Annotated in this window: 11 protein-coding genes and 1 pseudogene; 1 reads left to right on the top strand and 11 read right to left on the bottom strand. The window is 58.5% G+C overall.

The window, feature by feature from the left end; genetic code table 11:
• Positions 1-49: 49 nt before the first annotated feature.
• The 8 genes from IVB13_RS07405 to IVB13_RS07370 all read right to left on the bottom strand — a co-directional run bounded on the left by IVB13_RS07405 (position 50) and on the right by IVB13_RS07370 (position 11,946).
• Complete coding sequence (locus IVB13_RS07405; protein WP_247356419.1) at positions 50-670, bottom strand: sarcosine oxidase subunit gamma family protein; 621 nt, start codon at positions 668-670, stop codon at positions 50-52.
• Positions 663-3,647 carry a sarcosine oxidase subunit alpha family protein gene (locus IVB13_RS07400; RefSeq protein WP_247488138.1) on the bottom strand — a complete coding sequence of 995 codons (2,985 nt, stop codon included), beginning with the start codon at positions 3,645-3,647 and terminating at the stop codon, positions 663-665. Before IVB13_RS07400 ends, IVB13_RS07405 begins: the two co-directional genes overlap by 8 nt.
• A complete protein-coding gene (locus IVB13_RS07395; RefSeq protein WP_247356423.1) occupies positions 3,644-3,919 on the bottom strand; it encodes a sarcosine oxidase subunit delta in 276 nt (91 codons plus the stop codon). The genes IVB13_RS07400 and IVB13_RS07395 overlap by 4 nt, the downstream gene beginning before the upstream one ends.
• A gap of 20 nt (positions 3,920-3,939) precedes the next feature.
• Positions 3,940-5,190 (bottom strand): sarcosine oxidase subunit beta family protein, encoded by a 1,251-nt coding sequence (locus IVB13_RS07390; RefSeq protein ID WP_247488188.1) that lies wholly within the window; start codon positions 5,188-5,190, stop codon positions 3,940-3,942.
• An 809-nt stretch (positions 5,191-5,999) separates the two neighbouring features.
• Positions 6,000-6,905 carry a fumarylacetoacetate hydrolase family protein gene (locus IVB13_RS07385; RefSeq protein ID WP_247356425.1) on the bottom strand — a complete coding sequence of 302 codons (906 nt, stop codon included), beginning with the start codon at positions 6,903-6,905 and terminating at the stop codon, positions 6,000-6,002.
• A gap of 49 nt (positions 6,906-6,954) precedes the next feature.
• On the bottom strand, positions 6,955-8,397 hold the full coding sequence (locus tag IVB13_RS07380) for an FAD-binding oxidoreductase (RefSeq protein ID WP_247488135.1): 1,443 nt from the start codon (positions 8,395-8,397) through the stop codon (positions 6,955-6,957).
• Positions 8,398-8,553: 156 nt separating this feature from the next.
• The gene (locus IVB13_RS07375; protein ID WP_247488132.1) at positions 8,554-9,735 is read right to left on the bottom strand and encodes an alpha-hydroxy acid oxidase; all 1,182 of its coding nucleotides are present in this window, start codon (positions 9,733-9,735) and stop codon (positions 8,554-8,556) included.
• 552 nt (positions 9,736-10,287) lie between these two features.
• Positions 10,288-11,946, bottom strand: a complete 1,659-nt coding sequence (locus IVB13_RS07370) for a class I adenylate-forming enzyme family protein (RefSeq protein ID WP_247488130.1) — start codon at positions 11,944-11,946, stop codon at positions 10,288-10,290.
• A gap of 296 nt (positions 11,947-12,242) precedes the next feature.
• Here IVB13_RS07370 and IVB13_RS07365 point away from each other — a divergent pair, with 296 nt between their 5' ends.
• Positions 12,243-13,244, top strand: coding sequence for a GlxA family transcriptional regulator (locus tag IVB13_RS07365; RefSeq protein WP_247488128.1), 1,002 nt, complete (start codon positions 12,243-12,245; stop codon positions 13,242-13,244).
• Positions 13,245-13,260: 16 nt separating this feature from the next.
• On the opposite strand, the gene folD is transcribed toward IVB13_RS07365, so the two are convergent.
• The 3 genes and pseudogenes from folD to IVB13_RS07350 form a co-directional block, all read right to left on the bottom strand.
• Complete coding sequence (gene folD, locus IVB13_RS07360) at positions 13,261-14,226, bottom strand: bifunctional methylenetetrahydrofolate dehydrogenase/methenyltetrahydrofolate cyclohydrolase FolD (RefSeq protein WP_247488126.1); 966 nt, start codon at positions 14,224-14,226, stop codon at positions 13,261-13,263.
• Between the two features lie 990 nt (positions 14,227-15,216).
• A pseudogene (locus IVB13_RS07355) lies at positions 15,217-16,284 on the bottom strand (porin); the annotation flags it as partial.
• A 195-nt stretch (positions 16,285-16,479) separates the two neighbouring features.
• Entirely contained in the window at positions 16,480-17,283 is an 804-nt protein-coding gene (locus IVB13_RS07350; RefSeq protein ID WP_247488124.1) for an enoyl-CoA hydratase, read from the bottom strand.
• Between the last annotated feature and the right edge of the window lie 392 nt (positions 17,284-17,675).

The raw sequence follows: 17,675 nt of genomic DNA, 5'->3' as shown, positions 1-17,675 counted from the left end.
GAACTGCGGTGAAGATACGCTGAAATAAAACGAACGTAGCGCGCGGACACTAACATCGACCACACGTAACATGGCAGCCGAACTCCGCTGCCGAAGCAGTGAACCAGGACCAAAAACTGCCGGCCATGCTGCGCGCTACAAGCAGTTCGAAGACTGCGCCATCCGGCCCATCTTCGGTTCGCCACAACTGCACGCCGATATGTGCAAAGCTTGTCAGCGCTGTCGCGCCGACTGGGAACACGGAAGAATGGAGATCGATCATCGCACCTTTTGCCAGGGCCTGCCGTACCCGCCTCCCCGATACGCGCAATGCGGCGCGGCCATGACTCTGATCACTCACCGCGGCAAAACCCGACAACGAGGCGAGGACGTCAGAGAAGCCAGCTCTCTGTCGGGCAATAAGGAGCCACTGGTCCGGACCAGCCCACGCCAAACCATGCGCGTTCGATAGTGAGACCAATGGCCTCCGTGGTAGATCGAGGCCGATCGTCCGCTTGATGGCAAGTTCCAGATCGGCAGAGCCGGAAGACGCAATCAGCGTTGCAAAACCTGCGTCGTCCAAGGTCACTGCTGTGATATCCGGATCGCCCCTCGCGCCGATCTGTCCGGGTTCGGCAATACCGGCCCAAGCGCCACGGGCACGCCAAGTGGCAGTCTCTTGCTCAACCATGAAGTCGAGTTCCTTCGGGATCGAGAAACACGGGAGAGCAAATCTCCACCTCGACATCGCCATTGCGGACCGGGTCGAAAGCGCGGACACGCTCGCCGATTCGGCTCCCCCCATTTTTGATAAAGCCCAACCCGATCCACTGCTTCAAGTTTGGCGAGTAGGCCACCGAGGTCATGTAGCCTTCATCATTCTCCATCTCGGCTGCGCGACCAACTCCGAGAAAGTGTGCACCGGCCCGTAGGCGGTCGGAGGAATTCACAGGCCGAACACCAATAAAGCTCGGACGGTGGCTCTCCATCAAGGCTTCCCTCTTCGCCATCAGTCGGCCAATAAAATCCTTCTTTGACGACATCATCTTGCCGAGCCCCAGATCGCGCGCTGTCGTCTGGCCATTGATCTCGTTGCCTCCTACATGCCCTTTTTCAATGCGCATCACGCCAAGCGCCTCGGTGCCGTACGGTGTGATGCCGTATGGCTCCCCAGCCACCATGAGCGCGCGCATCATCGCTTCGCCGTATTCAGCCGGAACTGCGAGCTCGTAGGCGAGTTCCCCCGAAAACGAAATACGGAACAAGCGTGCTGCGATACCTCGACCAACCGTGATTTCGCGCGCGGCGAGATATGGGAAGGCGTCGTTGGAAATATCGTGCTCGGCGTCGACCACACGATGCAGAACATCGCGAGATCTTGGACCAGCGATTGATGCCTGCGCCCATTGTTCGGAAACAGAAACCATCCGCACGTCAAGCTCCGGCCAAAGCACCTGATGGCAGAATTCCAGATGCTGCATCACCTTGCCGGCGTTGGCTGTCGTGGTGGTCATCAAGAAGTGATGTTCGCCCAGGCGAGAGGTGGTGCCATCGTCCAAGACAAAGCCATCTTCACGCAGCATGAGTCCGTACCGGGCCTTGCCCACCGGCAGCGCCTTCCAGCCATTGATGTAAACGCGTTCGAGAAACTCTGTTGCGTCGACGCCTTGGATATCGATCTTTCCAAGCGTTGAGACATCGCAGAATCCGACACTACCGCGCACCGCAAGCACCTCTCGGTTGACCGCGGTCAGCCAATCGTTTTCTCCCGGTTTGGGATAATATTGCGCTCGCAGCCATTGGCCGGTCTCGACGAAGACGGCGCCCTGCTGGCACGACCATTCATGGGTCGGTGCCAGACGAGCTGGCCGGAAATCTTTGCCACGGTGGTGGCCGGCAAGCGCGCCGATGGCAACCGGCGTGTAGGGCGGACGGAAACTCGTCGTACCGGTCTCGCGGATCGCCCTGCCCGACTGCTCGGCCATAATGGCGAGACCGGCGAAATTCGAGGTCTTGCCCTGGTCGGTGGCCATGCCGAGCGTCGTATAACGCTTGAGATGTTCGACCGAACGGAAGCCCTCGCGGGCTGCGATCTCGACATCCTTGTCGGTGACGTCGTTCTGGAGATCGACGAAGGCCTTGCCTTTGCCGCCGCTCACGCGCCAGACAGGCATCAGGCCATTCAGCTCAGCGTCAGTTGCGTGAGCCGCCTCGGCCGCCGCCGGTGCGAGGCCAACCTCCGCTGCCGCTTCCCGGCCAAGCCGCGCTCCGTCCTTAAGTGCTTCAGCGAGCGTGAAGCGACCGGCTGCGCTGCCGGCGACAGCGAGGTTCGGCGGCAGCGCGCCAGGCACAAATGCCTGGACCGCATCATCCCAAACCGGCTTGCCATTCTGGTGAGACGTGAGGTGAACCGTCGGGTTCCAGCCGTTGGAGACCGCAAGCAGGTCACAAGACAGAGTCGTTCGTTTGCCGGAAGCATCGCGAATGACGACGCCGCGCAGCTCACGACTCCGCTGCGTCGCCTCGACCACGCTGCCCGCAAACAGCGGCGCGCCGACACGTTGGGCCAGCGTTTTGAGTGATGGATCGATCTCGCTACGGGAATCAACGATCGCTGCCACGCGAGCACCGGCCGCTGCGAGATCGCGCGCCGTCGCCCAACCGCCGTCGCCGGCAGTGAAGAGGACTGCTTCGCGGCCAGGCAGAACGCCGAAGCGGTTAATGTAAGTGCGCACCGCGCCGGCGAGCATGACGCCGGGGCGATCGTTTCCGGGAAAGACGATCGGTCGCTCGAGCGCACCGGAGGCGAGGACCGCGTGTTTGGCGTAGATTCGCCAGCTGCGCTGTCGCGGCTGATGCGCGGGCGGAAGGGCGACGTGATCGTTGACGCGCTCAACCGCACCGTAGATGCCGTGATCGTAGAGGCCGAACACGCTGGTGCGCGGCATGATGCGCACTTCGGACAAGCTTGCGAGTTCGGCCAGCGTGACGGCTAGCCATTCGGCAGCGGGACGCCCATCGATCTCGCGCTGTTCAGCGAGCAAACTACCGCCGAGCCTAAAGTCTTCGTCACAGAGGATGACGCGCGCGCCGCTGCGGCCGGCCGCGAGGGCGGCGGACAGGCCCGCCGGCCCGCCACCGATCACCAGAACATCGCAGAAGGCGAAGGCCTTTTCGTAATGGTCGGGATCGCCGGCTTGGGCGGCACGTCCCAGTCCCGCGGCGCGGCGGATCAATGGCTCGTAGAGCTTCTCCCAGAACGAGGCCGGCCACATGAAGGTCTTGTAGTAGAAGCCAGCGACGAGAGCTGGCGAAGCGAGACCGTTTAGAGATAGCAAATCGAATGCGAGCGAGGGCCAGCGGTTCTGGCTGGTTGCTTCAAGACTATCGAACAGCTCGATGGTCGTCGCTCGCGTATTCGGCTCGCGTCGCGCACCTGTCCTCAGCTCGACCAACGCGTTCGGCTCCTCGGAACCGGCAGAGAGAACACCGCGGGGCCGGTGATATTTGAAAGACCGACCGATGAGCCGCACGCCGCTCGCGAGAAGCGCCGAGGCAAGCGTGTCGCCGGCATACCCGGCATAGCCTTTGCCATCGAAGCGAAAGGAGAGCGCCTGGGTGCGGTCGATCAGGCCACCGCTGGGGAGACGGAACGGCAGCGTGCTCATGCTGCCGCTCCCGTCCAGCGGCTCTTTGCCGGCACCGCCGACTCGATAGCATGGGTCAATGTGTGACGGCGCACAGCGAGCCAGGCGTGGCAACCGGCGCCGTGATACCAGAGCTCCTCGTGAAGACCGCGAAGGTTGTCACGGAGATAGACGTAATCGAACATCGCAGCTTCCGTGGCAGCGAGGCCATCGGGACGCTGCAGGCCCGCATCGCCCAGATAGGTAAATTCCTGGACGTCACGCGCGCCGCAATGGGGACATGGAATGCGCATTGGGATAGCTCAATGATCTCTCAGTGAAGATTTGGCTGCGCGCCCGCGCCCTTTTCGTCGATCACCCGACCGGTGGCGAAGCGGTCGAGCCTGTAAGCGGCAGCGACGGGATGCGGCTCATCCTTGGCGATGAGGTGGGCGAAGCAGAAGCCGGAGGCCGGCGTCGCCTTGAAGCCGCCGTAGCACCAGCCCGCGTTGAGATAGAGCCCCTGAACCGGCGTATGATCGATGATCGGCGAACCGTCCATCGACATATCCATGATGCCGCCCCAGTGACGCAGCAGCCGCACCCGGCCCAAGCCGGGCCACAGACCCATCGCCGCCTCCATCACGTCTTCAATCACCGGGAGGTTGCCGCGTTGAGCATAGGAATTGTAGCCATCGATGTCGCCACCGAACACGAGGCCGCCCTTATCCGACTGACTGATGTACAAATGGCCCGCGCCGAAAGTTACCACGCAATCGATCAAAGGCTTGAGCCCTTCGGAGACGAAGGCCTGCAGAACGTGGCTCTCGATTGGTAGCCGCATCCCTGCCATCGCGGCAAGACGGGAAGAGTTACCCGCGACAACGAGCGCAACCTTTTTCGCTCTGATCGGGCCACGCGTCGTCGCGACCCCGCTCACGCGGCCGTTCATGATGGTGACACCGGTGACTTCGCAATTCTGCACAATGTCGACGCCCCGACTATCGGCCGCCCGTGCGTAACCCCACGCAACGGCGTCGTGGCGCGCGGTGCCGCCACGCCTCTGCAGCAACCCACCCTGAATGGGGAAGCGGCTTGTCTCGTAATCGAGGAAGGGCACCATGGCACGCACCCGCTCGCGATCGAGCAGCTCGGCATCGACGCCGGCGAGCCGCATCGCATTGCCGCGGCGCGCGTAGGCGTCCCGCTGCGGGTCCGAATGAAAGAGGTTGAGAACCCCGCGCTGGCTGACCATCGCGTTGTAGTTCACGTCCTGCTCCAGCCCTTGCCAGAGCTTCATCGACAATTCGTAGAAAGGGGTATTTCCAGGCAGCAGATAGTTTGACCGAATGATCGTCGTATTGCGGCCCACGTTACCAGAGCCAATATAACCCTTCTCGATCACGGCAACGTTGTTGATGCCAAATCGACTTGCAAGATAGTGAGCTGTGGCAAGACCGTGACCGCCACCACCGATGATCAGAACGTCGTATTCGGGCCTGGGCGCTGCGTCGCGCCAGGTAGGCTGCCAGCCACGATGTCCCTTTAGAGTTTGGCCAATGAGAGAAAATATGGAATAGCGCATTGGGTCCGAATACTGGGTAAGCGCGGCCGGATCGTCCTGCCTTCTGATACACATTGAACTGCTCTGCTTCGCCGGCATGATCGCTAGCGACCTGCCATTGCCTGAAAGCGACAGGTCCTCTGGCCACAGCCGATGCCAGGTTCGGACGCCTCATGGCCGGGTAACCTGCCCCAATGCCTTAATCGGGCGCAGCAGCATCAGGCCGCCAGCCGCAGCCCCCGACTTGAGGATCGCGATGCGGGATATCCAGGTTAGCTGCCTTGGACATCTTTTGGCGAGGGAATGTCGCTCCCCGATGTCTACGCGCCATCGATCGAACCAGTCCAATACGAGCGCTGACAATCCGATCTTATTCGGATTGAGACGTGGCTGGACTGCGAACGACCGCCATCTGCGCGCTCGTGTGAAGGCCGGAAACGTATCGTCTGTCGTCCGCTCGGATCCTGGTCCGACAAAACTATTGATACGATCGCGCCCGCAACCGCACCAACTGCGGCCGATGCGCCTCGCATCGCTCTCGGAACAGCTGCGGGATTGGGTGCCGACAGCCTTTGGCGAGCGTGTACTCTTTGCAGGAGCCGCGCGCTCGTATCGGTCGCCGTCAGGAACTCGGAAGTATCGAGCTCCACAGGGGCGGCTTCCGAGAACGTCGTTTAGGCAGATCGGTTTGACGCGTCTATGTCAGCTCCATTCGATCGGTCGATTGGGTTGGAAATCGCACGCGTAGACCGAACGAGGCCGACGGAAGGCTGCTTCGGCAGCATGGATGGCGATTGCCCTATCATGGCCGAGCTGCACGTAGTGAGCGCTCAAATTTTTACATCAGAGCAACCAAGAAGATCGGTGTGCACGAGGCGATTCCTCAATTCGCCGAGCCCAGTGGCCCGGACCAGCACTTCATCACCTTCCTTCAAGAACAATGGAGGGGTCCGCGCGTATCCAACGCCACTAGGCGTTCCGGTCAAAAGCACGTCTCCCGGCTGCAATGTCATTCCAAGCGAAATTTCGGCGATAAGGCGCTCAATCGGAAAAGCCATTTGAGAAATCGATGCATCCTGGCGAAGCTCGCCGTTCACCAGACATTGCAGTCGAACAGCCGGGAGATCCATCTCGTCGCCTGTCACGATGTAAGGGCCGAGCGGCATCGTTCCGTCCATGCTCTTTCCCTTGAACCATTGTCCGCCATGCTTTCGCTGCATATCGCGCACCGAGATATCGTTCGCCAGGCTGTAACCGAAAATATGATTGCGAACGTCCTTCTCGGGTATGCTGCGCCCGGCTCGCCCAATGATGATCGCAAGTTCCGCCTCGTAATCCCATTCACCCGAAAGTCTCGCGTCGTAAGCGATAGCATCGCGCGGACCGATGACTGTATATGGGCTCTTCGTGAAGAACGTCGGGGCCTTAGGCAATTCTTTTGCCGCTTGCGGAGCGCGTTTCTCACGCCCCTCATTGAAGTGATCGAGATAGTTCCAGCCAACACACAAGACGTCACGGCGAAAGCGCCGGATGGGAGAAAGCAGCGAAAGGTCCGCAAACGGCATACGTTCGGCGCTCGCTTCACTGGCAACTCGCCTTATCTCCTCCAGGGCCTCTTCGCCGGCCTCAATAATTTCCAGAAGGTCTCCAAATCGCTGTGGCAGAAGGACGGCCTCATCACCTGAAAGGACGCCGACGCGAACCGTATCGCGGAGCCGCGCACAAAATAACTTCATCGTACTCTCTCAATCGTGTGGGAAATAATGTACAGTCTTCGGCAGGACATCAGCAGCCCAAGATCTTGCCAGGATTCATGATATTTCGGGGATCTAGGGTCTTCTTGATGCCAGCCATGAGCTCCAGATCGATGCCTTCCTTGAAGGTCTTCAACTCCTCGACGTGCATGAGCCCGATCCCGTGCTCGGCGCTAATGCTTCCTCCAAGCTCGACGCTTGCCTCGTGTACGATGAAGTTCGCGCGCGCCGCGGCCGTCTCCCTCTTGACAGGGGTATCGTAGACGAGCCTGTCAAAGACGATGATCACGTGGATGTTGCCGTCACCAATGTGACCGCAATGGAATACATCCGCAGCGTCAAACTCGGTTTGGAGCCGCGCATCCACGCGCTCGATAAAGATCTCCAGCTTAGAAATTGGTACTGATGTGTCATTAGCCACCGAGAAGCCTTTGCGCATGTTTGCTTCGGAAATACTGTGTCGATACTTCCACAAGCGCTCTGCCTTAAGTGAATCCGATGCAACAATCGCGTCATTAACGAGCTTGCGCTCAACTCCTTCGTTCAGAACGCGTTCGAACACTTCAGACGGGTCCCAGTTCGTGCTGCTGTCGGCGAGTTCGATCAAGGCATACCATGGCGATGAGATGTCCATAGGGGGCCGCTCACCGAAATGAGCCAGGACATTTTGTAGCTGCCCTTTCGAAATCAGTTCGAATGCTTCAACCTTGCCGCCCGTGCAGTCGGCAAAAAGCCTCAGCAGATCAACAGCGTCGGAGACTCGCGATAGAGACACCATCGCCGTCCCCGTCGTCGTCGGCAGCGGGAACAGCTTCAAGGCGGCCGCGGTTACGATCCCCAGTGTACCTTCTGCGCCAATGAATAACTGTTTCAGATCGTATCCTGAATTATCCTTGCGGAGCACTTTCAAGCCATTCCAGATCCGTCCGTCGGACAGCACGACCTCCAGTCCAAAGATAAGATCGCGCATGTTCCCATACCGTAATACGCCTGTGCCTCCCGCATTTGTAGAGACTAGCCCGCCGATCTGGCAGCTTCCGACGCTCCCAAGGTACATCGGAAATTGCCGTTGCTTTTGTTGCACGGTCTCTCGCAGAGTTCCCAGGATGCAGCCAGCCTCGGCGATCACCGAATTGTTTTGAATGTCGATCTCTCTGACGCGGTTCAATCTAGAAACATTAAGGATCATCGAAGGGCGATTGCCGAGGGGAATTGCGCCACCGGTCATGCCTGTATTGCCGGCCTGCGGTACGATCGCGATGCCCAGCTCACCGCAAAGTTTGACAATAGCGGCGACTTGTTGGGTGCTCTTGGGGAGTGCCACGGCCAACGCCTCACCCTTGTAGCGGCGACGCCCATCTTCGAGATACCCCGCGATATCTGTAGATTGCGATAGCATTCCACCATCCCCAATGATCTCAGTGCCCGCTGAGATCAACCGCTCAAGCAAATTCTGAACGTCAGACATGATCATTGTTTCTCCGAACATCGATGCTCTTGAAAGTCAAGTCGCGGATACTCACGGCGGGGAGGCTGGCGTGGCCGCAGGCAGACACACACCCGGGCGCGACCGAGTCGGCTTGATGGTGAGGTAGGAATGGCCGCTCAAGACCAGATTGAAGTCGACCCGCTACGTTTCTTCGCGGCGATTGCTGCGCCAATCCTCATTGTCTTTCCACATCAAGTGATGCCGGCCTAGATCGGCGATGCTGCTCACGCCCATCTGGGCCATACTGATGTCGATTTCGCGACGGAAGATCGCCAGCGCCTTTGCTGCGCCGGCTACTCCACCAGCTGTCACGCCGTAGAGCGTTGGCCGGCCCTGGAAGACAAACTGAGCGCCCATGCAGATGGCGATCAAGACATCAAGCCCCCGCCGAATTCCGCTATCGAGCATCACGGTCATGTTGTCGCCCACCACGTCGCGAATCCTGGGCAGCATCTCGAGCGGCGAAGGCGCATTGTCGAGCTGGCGGCCCCCGTGATTGGAGACGATGATACCGTCGACGCCAAGGGAATGCGCGCGCACCGCGTCATCGGGGTGCATGATTCCCTTGATCACAAAGTTTCCCTTCCACAGCTCACGATAGCGCTCAACATGCTTCCAGGTCATCGGCGCGCGGCATTGGTTGGCGACAAGATCGGCCACCTGTTCGACGCTAGCATTGGGACCTGCGTACTTGGTCCAGTTGTCGAAGTAAGGTGCCCCATGTTGCAACCACTGCATCATCCAGGCCGGATGCCGGAGCGCTTCGAATTTGGTCTTCCAGGTGAGCTTTAACGGTCGCCGCCAACCGTTCCGAAGGTCGCGCTCGCGGTTGGAGGATTCCGGCACGTCGACGGTAAAGACCAGAGTCCTCAGCCCAGCATCGCTCGCCCGTTTAATCATGTCTTCGGAGATCGACGGATCCTTGGACGAGTAGAGCTGGTACCATCCATGGTCGGGTGCCACCTTCCCAAGATCCTCGATCGAACCCGTGCTAACGCCCGACATGATGAAAGGCACGTTGGCGTCGCGCGCCGCTTGAGCCAGCATGATGTCCGCACCCGGGCGAAGAAGGCCGGCCAGTCCGGTCGGCGCGATACCGATCGGGCTGGAATAAGTGCGACCGAACAGGACGGTCGACTGATCGCGCACACTGACATCGACGAGGTACCTCGGAATGACACGCGTCCGGCGGAATGCCTGTAGATTGGTGAGTAGGGCCGCCTCGTCGTCGGTGCCGCCCTCAACGTAATCATAGGCAATCTTCGGGAGCCGGCGCTTCGCCAGCTTACGCAGATCATCGATATTCACCACATCGTTCATCATCCTGCTACTTCCACGAAGATTGATTGCGTGACATTTCGACTTCAGCGCTTTCCGAGGTAGGCGCGCTACGTTTTCCGACCCACGACCACGTCCACAATATCCGTTCCGAACTAGAAAAGGCGGTCGCCACTTTTTTCCATTTGAAAGGCATCACTTGACCTCAAATCCACTCCGCATGCGAAATGACGGAGCGGCTGATTACTCCAATCATTCGATCTTTCTTGTGCTCCAGTCGCGAGCGAGCGCACCCCATTCATCAAGGAAATGTCTTGGAGGGTCTTTTCATGATGGGCTCTATTGGTTGCCACCGCTCAGGTTGCACGCCCCTACGTACCGTCAGGTCGCGTGCTCCGGGCTTATGCGATCAAAGCGGCGTTTGAGCGCTGGCCTGGCCGTAGCTCCTACTAAGGTGATTACGGCTCTGCCGTGCATCTGTAGGCCGCCGCCAAGTCGTAACGAAACCACTCTTGCCACTCAGCTTTGCGCACGCCCCTTCTCCTTGTCGAAATATACAAACCGCGGCCTCAGCTCGCTCGCGCGAAAGAGAACGAGCTAACGCCAGCGCATCTCCTCGGTGTCATAGGAGCCGGAGATTGGATCGCTGATGGCCGTCAATTCGCGCTTGAGCACCCGTGACTTTGTATCGGGCCGGGGAAGAGCTGGAATGAAGGCAATGTATCGCGGCACCTTGAAGGCAGCCAAACGCGCTCGAGCATGCTCGAGAATGCGCTCCACCGGCAGATCTGCTGGCGTGACGCCCTCCTTGAGCTCCACGTAGATCTTGACCTCCTCACCCCGCTTGACATCGCGAACTGGCACCGCGGCGACATCCGAGATCCCGGGGATTTCGCAGATGACCGCCTCGACCTCGCGCGCAGCAATATTCTCGCTCGAACGACGGATCATGTCCTTCTTGCGTCCGACCAGCCAATAGAAGCCGAGATCGTCGCAGCGTAACAGGTCACCCGTCTTGAACCATTCACCTTCGAATACGGCAGCATTTGCCTGTGGATTGTTCCAGTAACCCTTGAAAATCCCGCGCCCCCTCACCCAGAGCTCACCGATCTCGCCAATCGGCGTAGGGCTGCCGTCGTCATTGACCAACCGCAACTCACGGAACGGCGCGCGTATGCCCACCGAGCCAAGGTCGATCGCCTCTTCAAGTTCATTCGGCAATATGGTGCCGAAGCTGATTTCCGTCATCGAAAAACCGTCGCCGGTACGCACGCCAAACCGCTTGCGGAAACGGGCTAGCGTCTCGGGAGTCCAGCCCCAATTTATGGTCTGCTTGAGCGAAGTCGTTCCGTCGATATTCTCGGCCTCTGCCTGACGCGCAACCAATTCGGGAAACGAACACCATTCGATGCCGTATTGTTTGATCCAGCCGAGCAACCGCGTCGAGCTGATCTGCGGAGCGAGGTAAAGCGTTCCGCCTTGTCGGTATGACTTCAGAAGATGGGCTTGCGGCTCGCCGTAGGAGAACGGCCCCATGGAGAGATAGCTCTTGTACGGCTCATAGTCCATGGACGCCCATCGATACGAGCCAATGCCCCAGAAGTCGTGCGTCAACATGCAGCCCTTGGGAAAGCCAGTCGTCCCCGAGGTATATTGAATGTTCAGCAGATCGTCGGGGCCGACATCCTCGTTAACCGGAGCCTCTCCCGCGCCCTTGAGCAGATCATCCAGGGAAGCACACGTCCCGCTCGTCGATGGGCGTTGCCCGACAACAATGACCCGCTCCTTCGAGAGGTCTTGCGGCCATGGATCCATTGCCGAAAACACTGCCCATGAGGACTCGTCAACGACCGCAAACTTAGCCTGCGTGTCGCTAAGAACATATTCAATCTCTCTTGGCGTCAGGCGCTTGTTGATCGGCACCATCACGGCACCGAGTTTTGCAAAGGCAAACCAAAGGATCGGGAACTCGATTCGATTTGGCAGCATCACACCAACGCGATCCCCCTTGCTCACTCCAAATGCCCGCAAAGCATGGGCATACTTATTGGACCAGCGGTCCATCTCCGCGTACGTTGCGCGCTCGTCGCGCTCGAAGACGTTGATCGCAGTGGCCGAACCGTGCGTTCGCGCTCGCTCTGAAACAAGCTGTCCAACCGTGATCGTCTCGTATGCCGCTTCCAGCGCCTCAACCTTGCGCAAGGCGCCTGCCACCTGATCACGCAGCTTGTTTCGTGTTATTTTTGCAGAGGTCATCATAGGGAGCCTAAGGAGTAAAAATGCAGCCAACTAGCTGATGTGAAGATATCGGCGCGATCGAGCCAGAATTGAATCCTTCGTGCGGGAGGATTGGTTGCAGGACGTCGCCACCAATTGATCGCTGCATCGCAACAACGACGGCAACAAGACATCATCTGTTTGCAAAAGCACAGGCAACCTCTTTCGCTTTCTTTGCGCCAGGCGTTTTCCTGAGGCCGGCATCAGCGGCCCAAAGCCGGCGCCCCAAAAGTCCCGCTTGTCTAGTGCACATTGAACGGCGTAGCTTCTCCGTCATGATCGCCAGCGACCTTCGATTGCCCAAAAGCGACAACTTGACCAAACCAGCGGCTCATGTCGGCTTCCTGTTGATTCCTGATTTTGCAATGTTGCCTTATGTGTCGGTGATCGAACCGCTGCGCGCCGCAAATCGCCTATCCGGTCGAGCGCTATACCACTGGAGTCATGTCTCGATCGACGGAGAAGCCACCGCGGCATCGAACGGCGTACGTATTCAAACGGACTATTGTGTCGGGACAGACGCTCACTTCGACTACTTATTCGTATGCGCCGGCGGCAATCCGGCGCTCTTTCGACATGCTCCGACTTTCGCATGGCTACGGAGACTTGCTCGGCTCGGCGTCACTCTAGGTGGGGTATCGGGCGGACCTTACATTCTTGCGCGGGCGACTCTGCTCACCGGCTACCGATTTACCATTCACTGGGAGCATGCGCCGGCCTTTGTCGAGGACTACCCCGACCTCGATCTGCGGCGCTCTCTCTATGAGATCGATCGTGATCGATTGACATCGAGCGGTGGCGCTGCGCCGCTTGACATGATGCACGCCCTGCTTGCTCGCGAACACGGAAGCGCTTTAGCAATGGCTGTGAGTGAGTGGTTCCTTCAGACTCACGTTCGCGAAGGAACCGGTCCCCAGCGAATGCCATTGCGAGAACGTCTCGGCATCGCACATGCGCCCCTGCTTCGGGTGATCAGTCGAATGGAGCAAACTGTGGAAAATCCAGTATCGCGGGAAGATCTGGCTCGTCTAGCTGACGTTTCGCTCCGACATCTCGAACGCCTTTTTCGCCAACATCTCGGACACTCAATCGGCGAGCATTATTTAGCGCTGAGGCTCGATCGCGCGCGTGATCTGGTCAGGCAAACCAGCCTTTCGGTACTCGAGATTGCGCTAGCCTGCGGATTTACAAGTGCGAGCCACTTCTCTCGCACATACCGGGCACGCTTCGGTAAAGCGCCGCGAGCAGAGCGATTGCACGAAACGCCCGAAAGGTAGCAGTTACGCCGGGCCTCTAGGTTGCTCGCTCAGGATCAAGCCGAACGATCTCTCTGTCGGATTTGAGCTTGGATGATGACGAAATGTCCCGATCGTAAGGATTCGCCAGCGATGACAACTCTCGGCGCGAAATCGTCGCGTCAACAGTATTCGCGAGCAAGTAGCCGACTGTCATCGGACCAACGCCGCCAGGCACAGGAGTAATGTAACTCGCGCGCTTGCTTGCCTCGGCAAAAGCAACATCTCCGACAATTTTGGGGGAGCCGGTCGAATCCGTCGCGCGATTGATGCCAACATCGATGACAATCGCGCGCGGCTTAAGCCAATCGCCACGGACCAGCCCCGCGCAGCCGGCGGCAGCCACGACAATGTCGGCCCTTCGGCAATGTTCCGGCAGATTGCGCGTCTGGAGCTGTGCAGCTGTAACGGTACATCCGGCATCACCGAGAAGCAGTGCCAGAGGTTTTCCGACGATATTCGAGCGACCAATAACGACAACGTCAAGCCCGTCCAGGTCACGCACAACAGTCTTGACGAGGTGGACAACACCAAGAGGGGTGCAAGGGGCAAGAGCGGGCTGACCGGCCGCCAATCGTCCAATGTTGTAAGGATGGAAGCCATCGACATCCTTAGCCGGATCGATGGCTTCCAGGACACGGCAACGGTCGATGTGCCCCGGCAGTGGAAGCTGAACGAGGATGCCATCGACCGTGTCGTCAGCGTTAAGTTTCTCGATTAACGTCAGCAGTTCGGCTTGGCCAACATTGCTCGGCAGCAGGAATTGTTGAGATTTAAAGCCGACGGCTTGCGCCTGCTTGGCTTTCGTCCTCACGTAAACCGAACTGGCCGGGTCCTCGCCAACCAGCACCACGGCTAACCCCGGGGTAACGTTGCATTCGGCTTGAAGCCACGCCACATCGCGCGCAACGCGATTCCGAAGGACCTCGGCGATCGCCTTTCCATCGATTACGATAGCACTCATCGTCAATTCCTGAGCATGTTAGTGACTTCTCGCCTATTCGGCGGGCCGCCAATGATGCTGCTGTCGTTATGATCGCAGCCCCCATCGATTGACGCGTATGACGCAGCACGTTCGCGCGGCACTGTCGATTTTTCGCAATCCCGCTTCCGACGCACTCTGCCATTCCAACGGTTCGGAATACCGCGCTCCACCATCATGCAGTACGGCAACGCAACATGCACGAAACTAGCGACGTCGCCGGTTTGATTGAGAGCATTTGACATATTTCACGCACGTTCAGCGGAGATCGGCCGATTGCAGCCCTATCTGCCACCCTGTTGATTTGTATTAAACCTCAGGTGAGACCAAGCTTCCTTGACGGGGCACGTCACTAACATGACCATATGCGACATTTGCGATTGTGGGTTAATGCTACCGCGCGTCGGAAACGTCCAAGCAACGACTCGCCAGCAGCCGGTCTACACTCGCCTTGCAATGTTCCGGCTTGCGGCTTTTGGATAGTCCTCACCTAGCAAAACCCGGGATCCTAACAGTGCTTCCGAAGCGCTCTCACCGGAATGGCATGATGAGCGTGCCGAAAGCGCCTTCGATGCGACATCCAGAACCCAGTCACAGACTCAGCATCGCTTGGTCGTTTGCTCGATCGCTTGGTGCTCTTTTTTTCGGCCGATGGGCCTAGGAGTCAGGATCTACAGGATCCAAGTCCGGTTGCAGATACTGTTTGATGATCGATCTGTCGACGCGGTCCGCGGCGCTCGAAGGCTCAGAGAACAGATGACGCCGTTGGCTTTAGGAATCCCTCCGCGCGGCCTACCGCTCGCGGGAAGTAGCTCAGCGACACCATGCTTTTGCAGAGCTTGGGAAGATTGTTTCCAAAGCTTATCGGTTCTAACTTTCTAAGGCCTCCGGCGGGCATGCCGAAGGCCTTCTTGGAGGTCAACTCAGATCCATAGGCCGCGTCTTTTCTCCTTTCGCAAGTTCGAGTTAAATTTACCAATTGCGCTGAGCGCGTAGCAACAGCGCCAGGTTGCTCTGGTCCTTCAGCTCATACGCGGCACCCGGCTTGGCAGTGCTCGACTGTACCGGAAGAGTCACCGTACTTCCGCTTTTGTACTTCTGGTCGAGCATCATGAAGGTAAGTTCAGCCGAGAAAGTCAGGTTCTTGACCGGGGTCCAGCGCGTGACTGTACCGACAACCTGATAGTTGAAATCGGGGTTGCAGCCGGCAAGACCGCTCGACAGCGCCAGAGTCGCGACGACCGCGCCGCAGACATAGCCCTTGGCCGCGTTGTTGTAGCGTACGGCTGCCCACGCACCGTAGATTGCCGTGCTCCAATACGGATCCCAGTTGTGGGTGTAGGCGCCGTTGAAGCCATAGGTCGTGGTCGACTGCTGATCGGAGCCAGTCACAAACACGGTGTCAGAGATACCAGCAAAGCCGACGCTCTGGTTGGCACCCGCGAGACCGGTGCCCCCATACATCGGTAGGTGGTCGACTTATAGCTATCGAAGTTGTAGCGGCTTGCCCCGTTCGTATACACGCCTTGGACGTTGATGGTATCACCCGGTCCCGTCGGAATGTTCTTGATGGATAATGCCAACTGACCAGCCCAACCCCACTTGTCGCCTGGATGGCCGGTGACTTCAGTCGCGCCAGAGTAGGCAGCATGGTTATCATGCGCGGCGACCGACGCCTGGAAGAGACCCCACGTCTGGTCAACACGAAGCATCGCGACTAGGTCTGGCGCTCGCGTGCGACCAACGTCGTTGGCACCGTACGCACCGGTGGCGAGACCAGTTGCGGTCGCACCGCTCACGTTCCAGATGTTGGTTGTGTAATTAACGACTTGGTCCTGGGCCGAGAAGGAGGCTGTGATGCCTCGACCGAAGTCAGCCGTGTAAGTAAACTGGTTTACGGGCTCCCAGCCGCCACCACCGGGTAGCTCGAAGAGGTTGCCGGGATAAGGGGTCCAGGGCGAGCTAAACTGCGAGGCCGCCTTACCGAAAGTGAACCCAGCGAACTGGAGCGTCATAAACGCCAAGCGAACCGGCGCCAACCGCAGAACCGATCGACGTGGTATACGCTGTCGAACCACCCTGATAGCGCAGCTTTTCTGCACAGGTCAGCAATTCCGGGTCGGTATACTGTACCCTACTCGACGCTCGAAGCTGGAGGCGCCCAAGTTCTCGCATTTTTCGAGACCGCAAAATGATTTGCTCAAAATAAGCCATGAGACGCATGCGTCTGGCTGATCATTTCTTTGCTGCTTCCTTGCCGCGCGCAATTCCTGCGGCAATTCCCCCTTCCCGCATCTGGCGGTATTCGTCTGACACATGCGAAAGCTGATGAGTATCGAAGTGGCTTAACAACGAAGCGCGAAAGCCTTGGATGTCGGCCGCGCGCTTTAACGAGCGCTTGATAAGCTTCGATGCAAACGGATAACCGGAAGCTACGTCCTCGGCGAGCGTTGTTGTTTCGACCTCAAGGTCCGCGCGCGGTACAACTCTATTTACCATGCCTAGACGATGCGCCTCTACAGCTGACATCCTTCTACCAGTTAGAAGGAATTCGTGCGCAGCGCGCAGCCCCATCACCCAAGGATGAACAAGCACTTCGACTGCGGCTGACGCAAGGCTTTTACAGACAGGATCAGCAAAGAAGGCGTCGGTAGAGGCAACCACGATGTCGCACATATTGGCGACCATGAAGCCGCCCGCAACGCAGGCTCCCTGAACAGACGCAATGGTCGGCTTAGGGCAATCCCAAATCCGAAGCGCGTAGTCCAGGTAGCGTTGCTCCTCATAAGCATAACGCTCCTCGACGGTGAATCCGGCCCGGGTTGCCTGCGCTTCCTTAAGGTCATGTCCTGCGGAAAAGTGATCCCCCTTTCCGGCGATCACGATCACCCTAACTGAGTCGTCCTTCACCGCGTTGGCGAGCGCGGTATCCAACTCGTCGAGCAACTGTCGACTTTCCGCATTTCGCGACTCAGGTCGATTATGAAATAGCCAAGCGATCGCCCCTCGCTGCTCCACCGCGATACAATCGTAACTCATATATATGTCCTCTCTAAAGTCGAATTCCGAGCTACCTCGGTATGTGCTGCACGGCCCCGCCCCGGACGTCCCGATTGGGACGAAACGATTCAAACTCGTCTTGACAGCGAGCTTAGCGGCTTCATCGCGATAGTTATTGCTCGTACGGCACTGGGATTAGAGTATTGCAATTTCTCATCCGTACCCGATCGCTGAGAAACGGCTTCGTTGCGCTAATCAAGATCAAAACCTCTGGGGTGGAGAGCTCATCAGGGTGCGCCCGGCCCAATGATGCGCGTCCAACCCAAGGCCCCCGTTCGCGACGATCGGAGGCATCGAATCTGCTCGCGGCTCACCAGAGCCAGCGTCCGGTATCCTCGAACTCCCAAGTTTCAGTCTCGGTCGCACCAAAT

The organism is Bradyrhizobium sp. 17 (genome assembly GCF_023073515.1).
GTDB lineage: Bacteria > Pseudomonadota > Alphaproteobacteria > Rhizobiales > Xanthobacteraceae > Bradyrhizobium > Bradyrhizobium canariense_D.
Note: the sequence above shows the minus strand (reverse complement) of the source record. Positions and strands in the feature narration are given on the sequence as shown.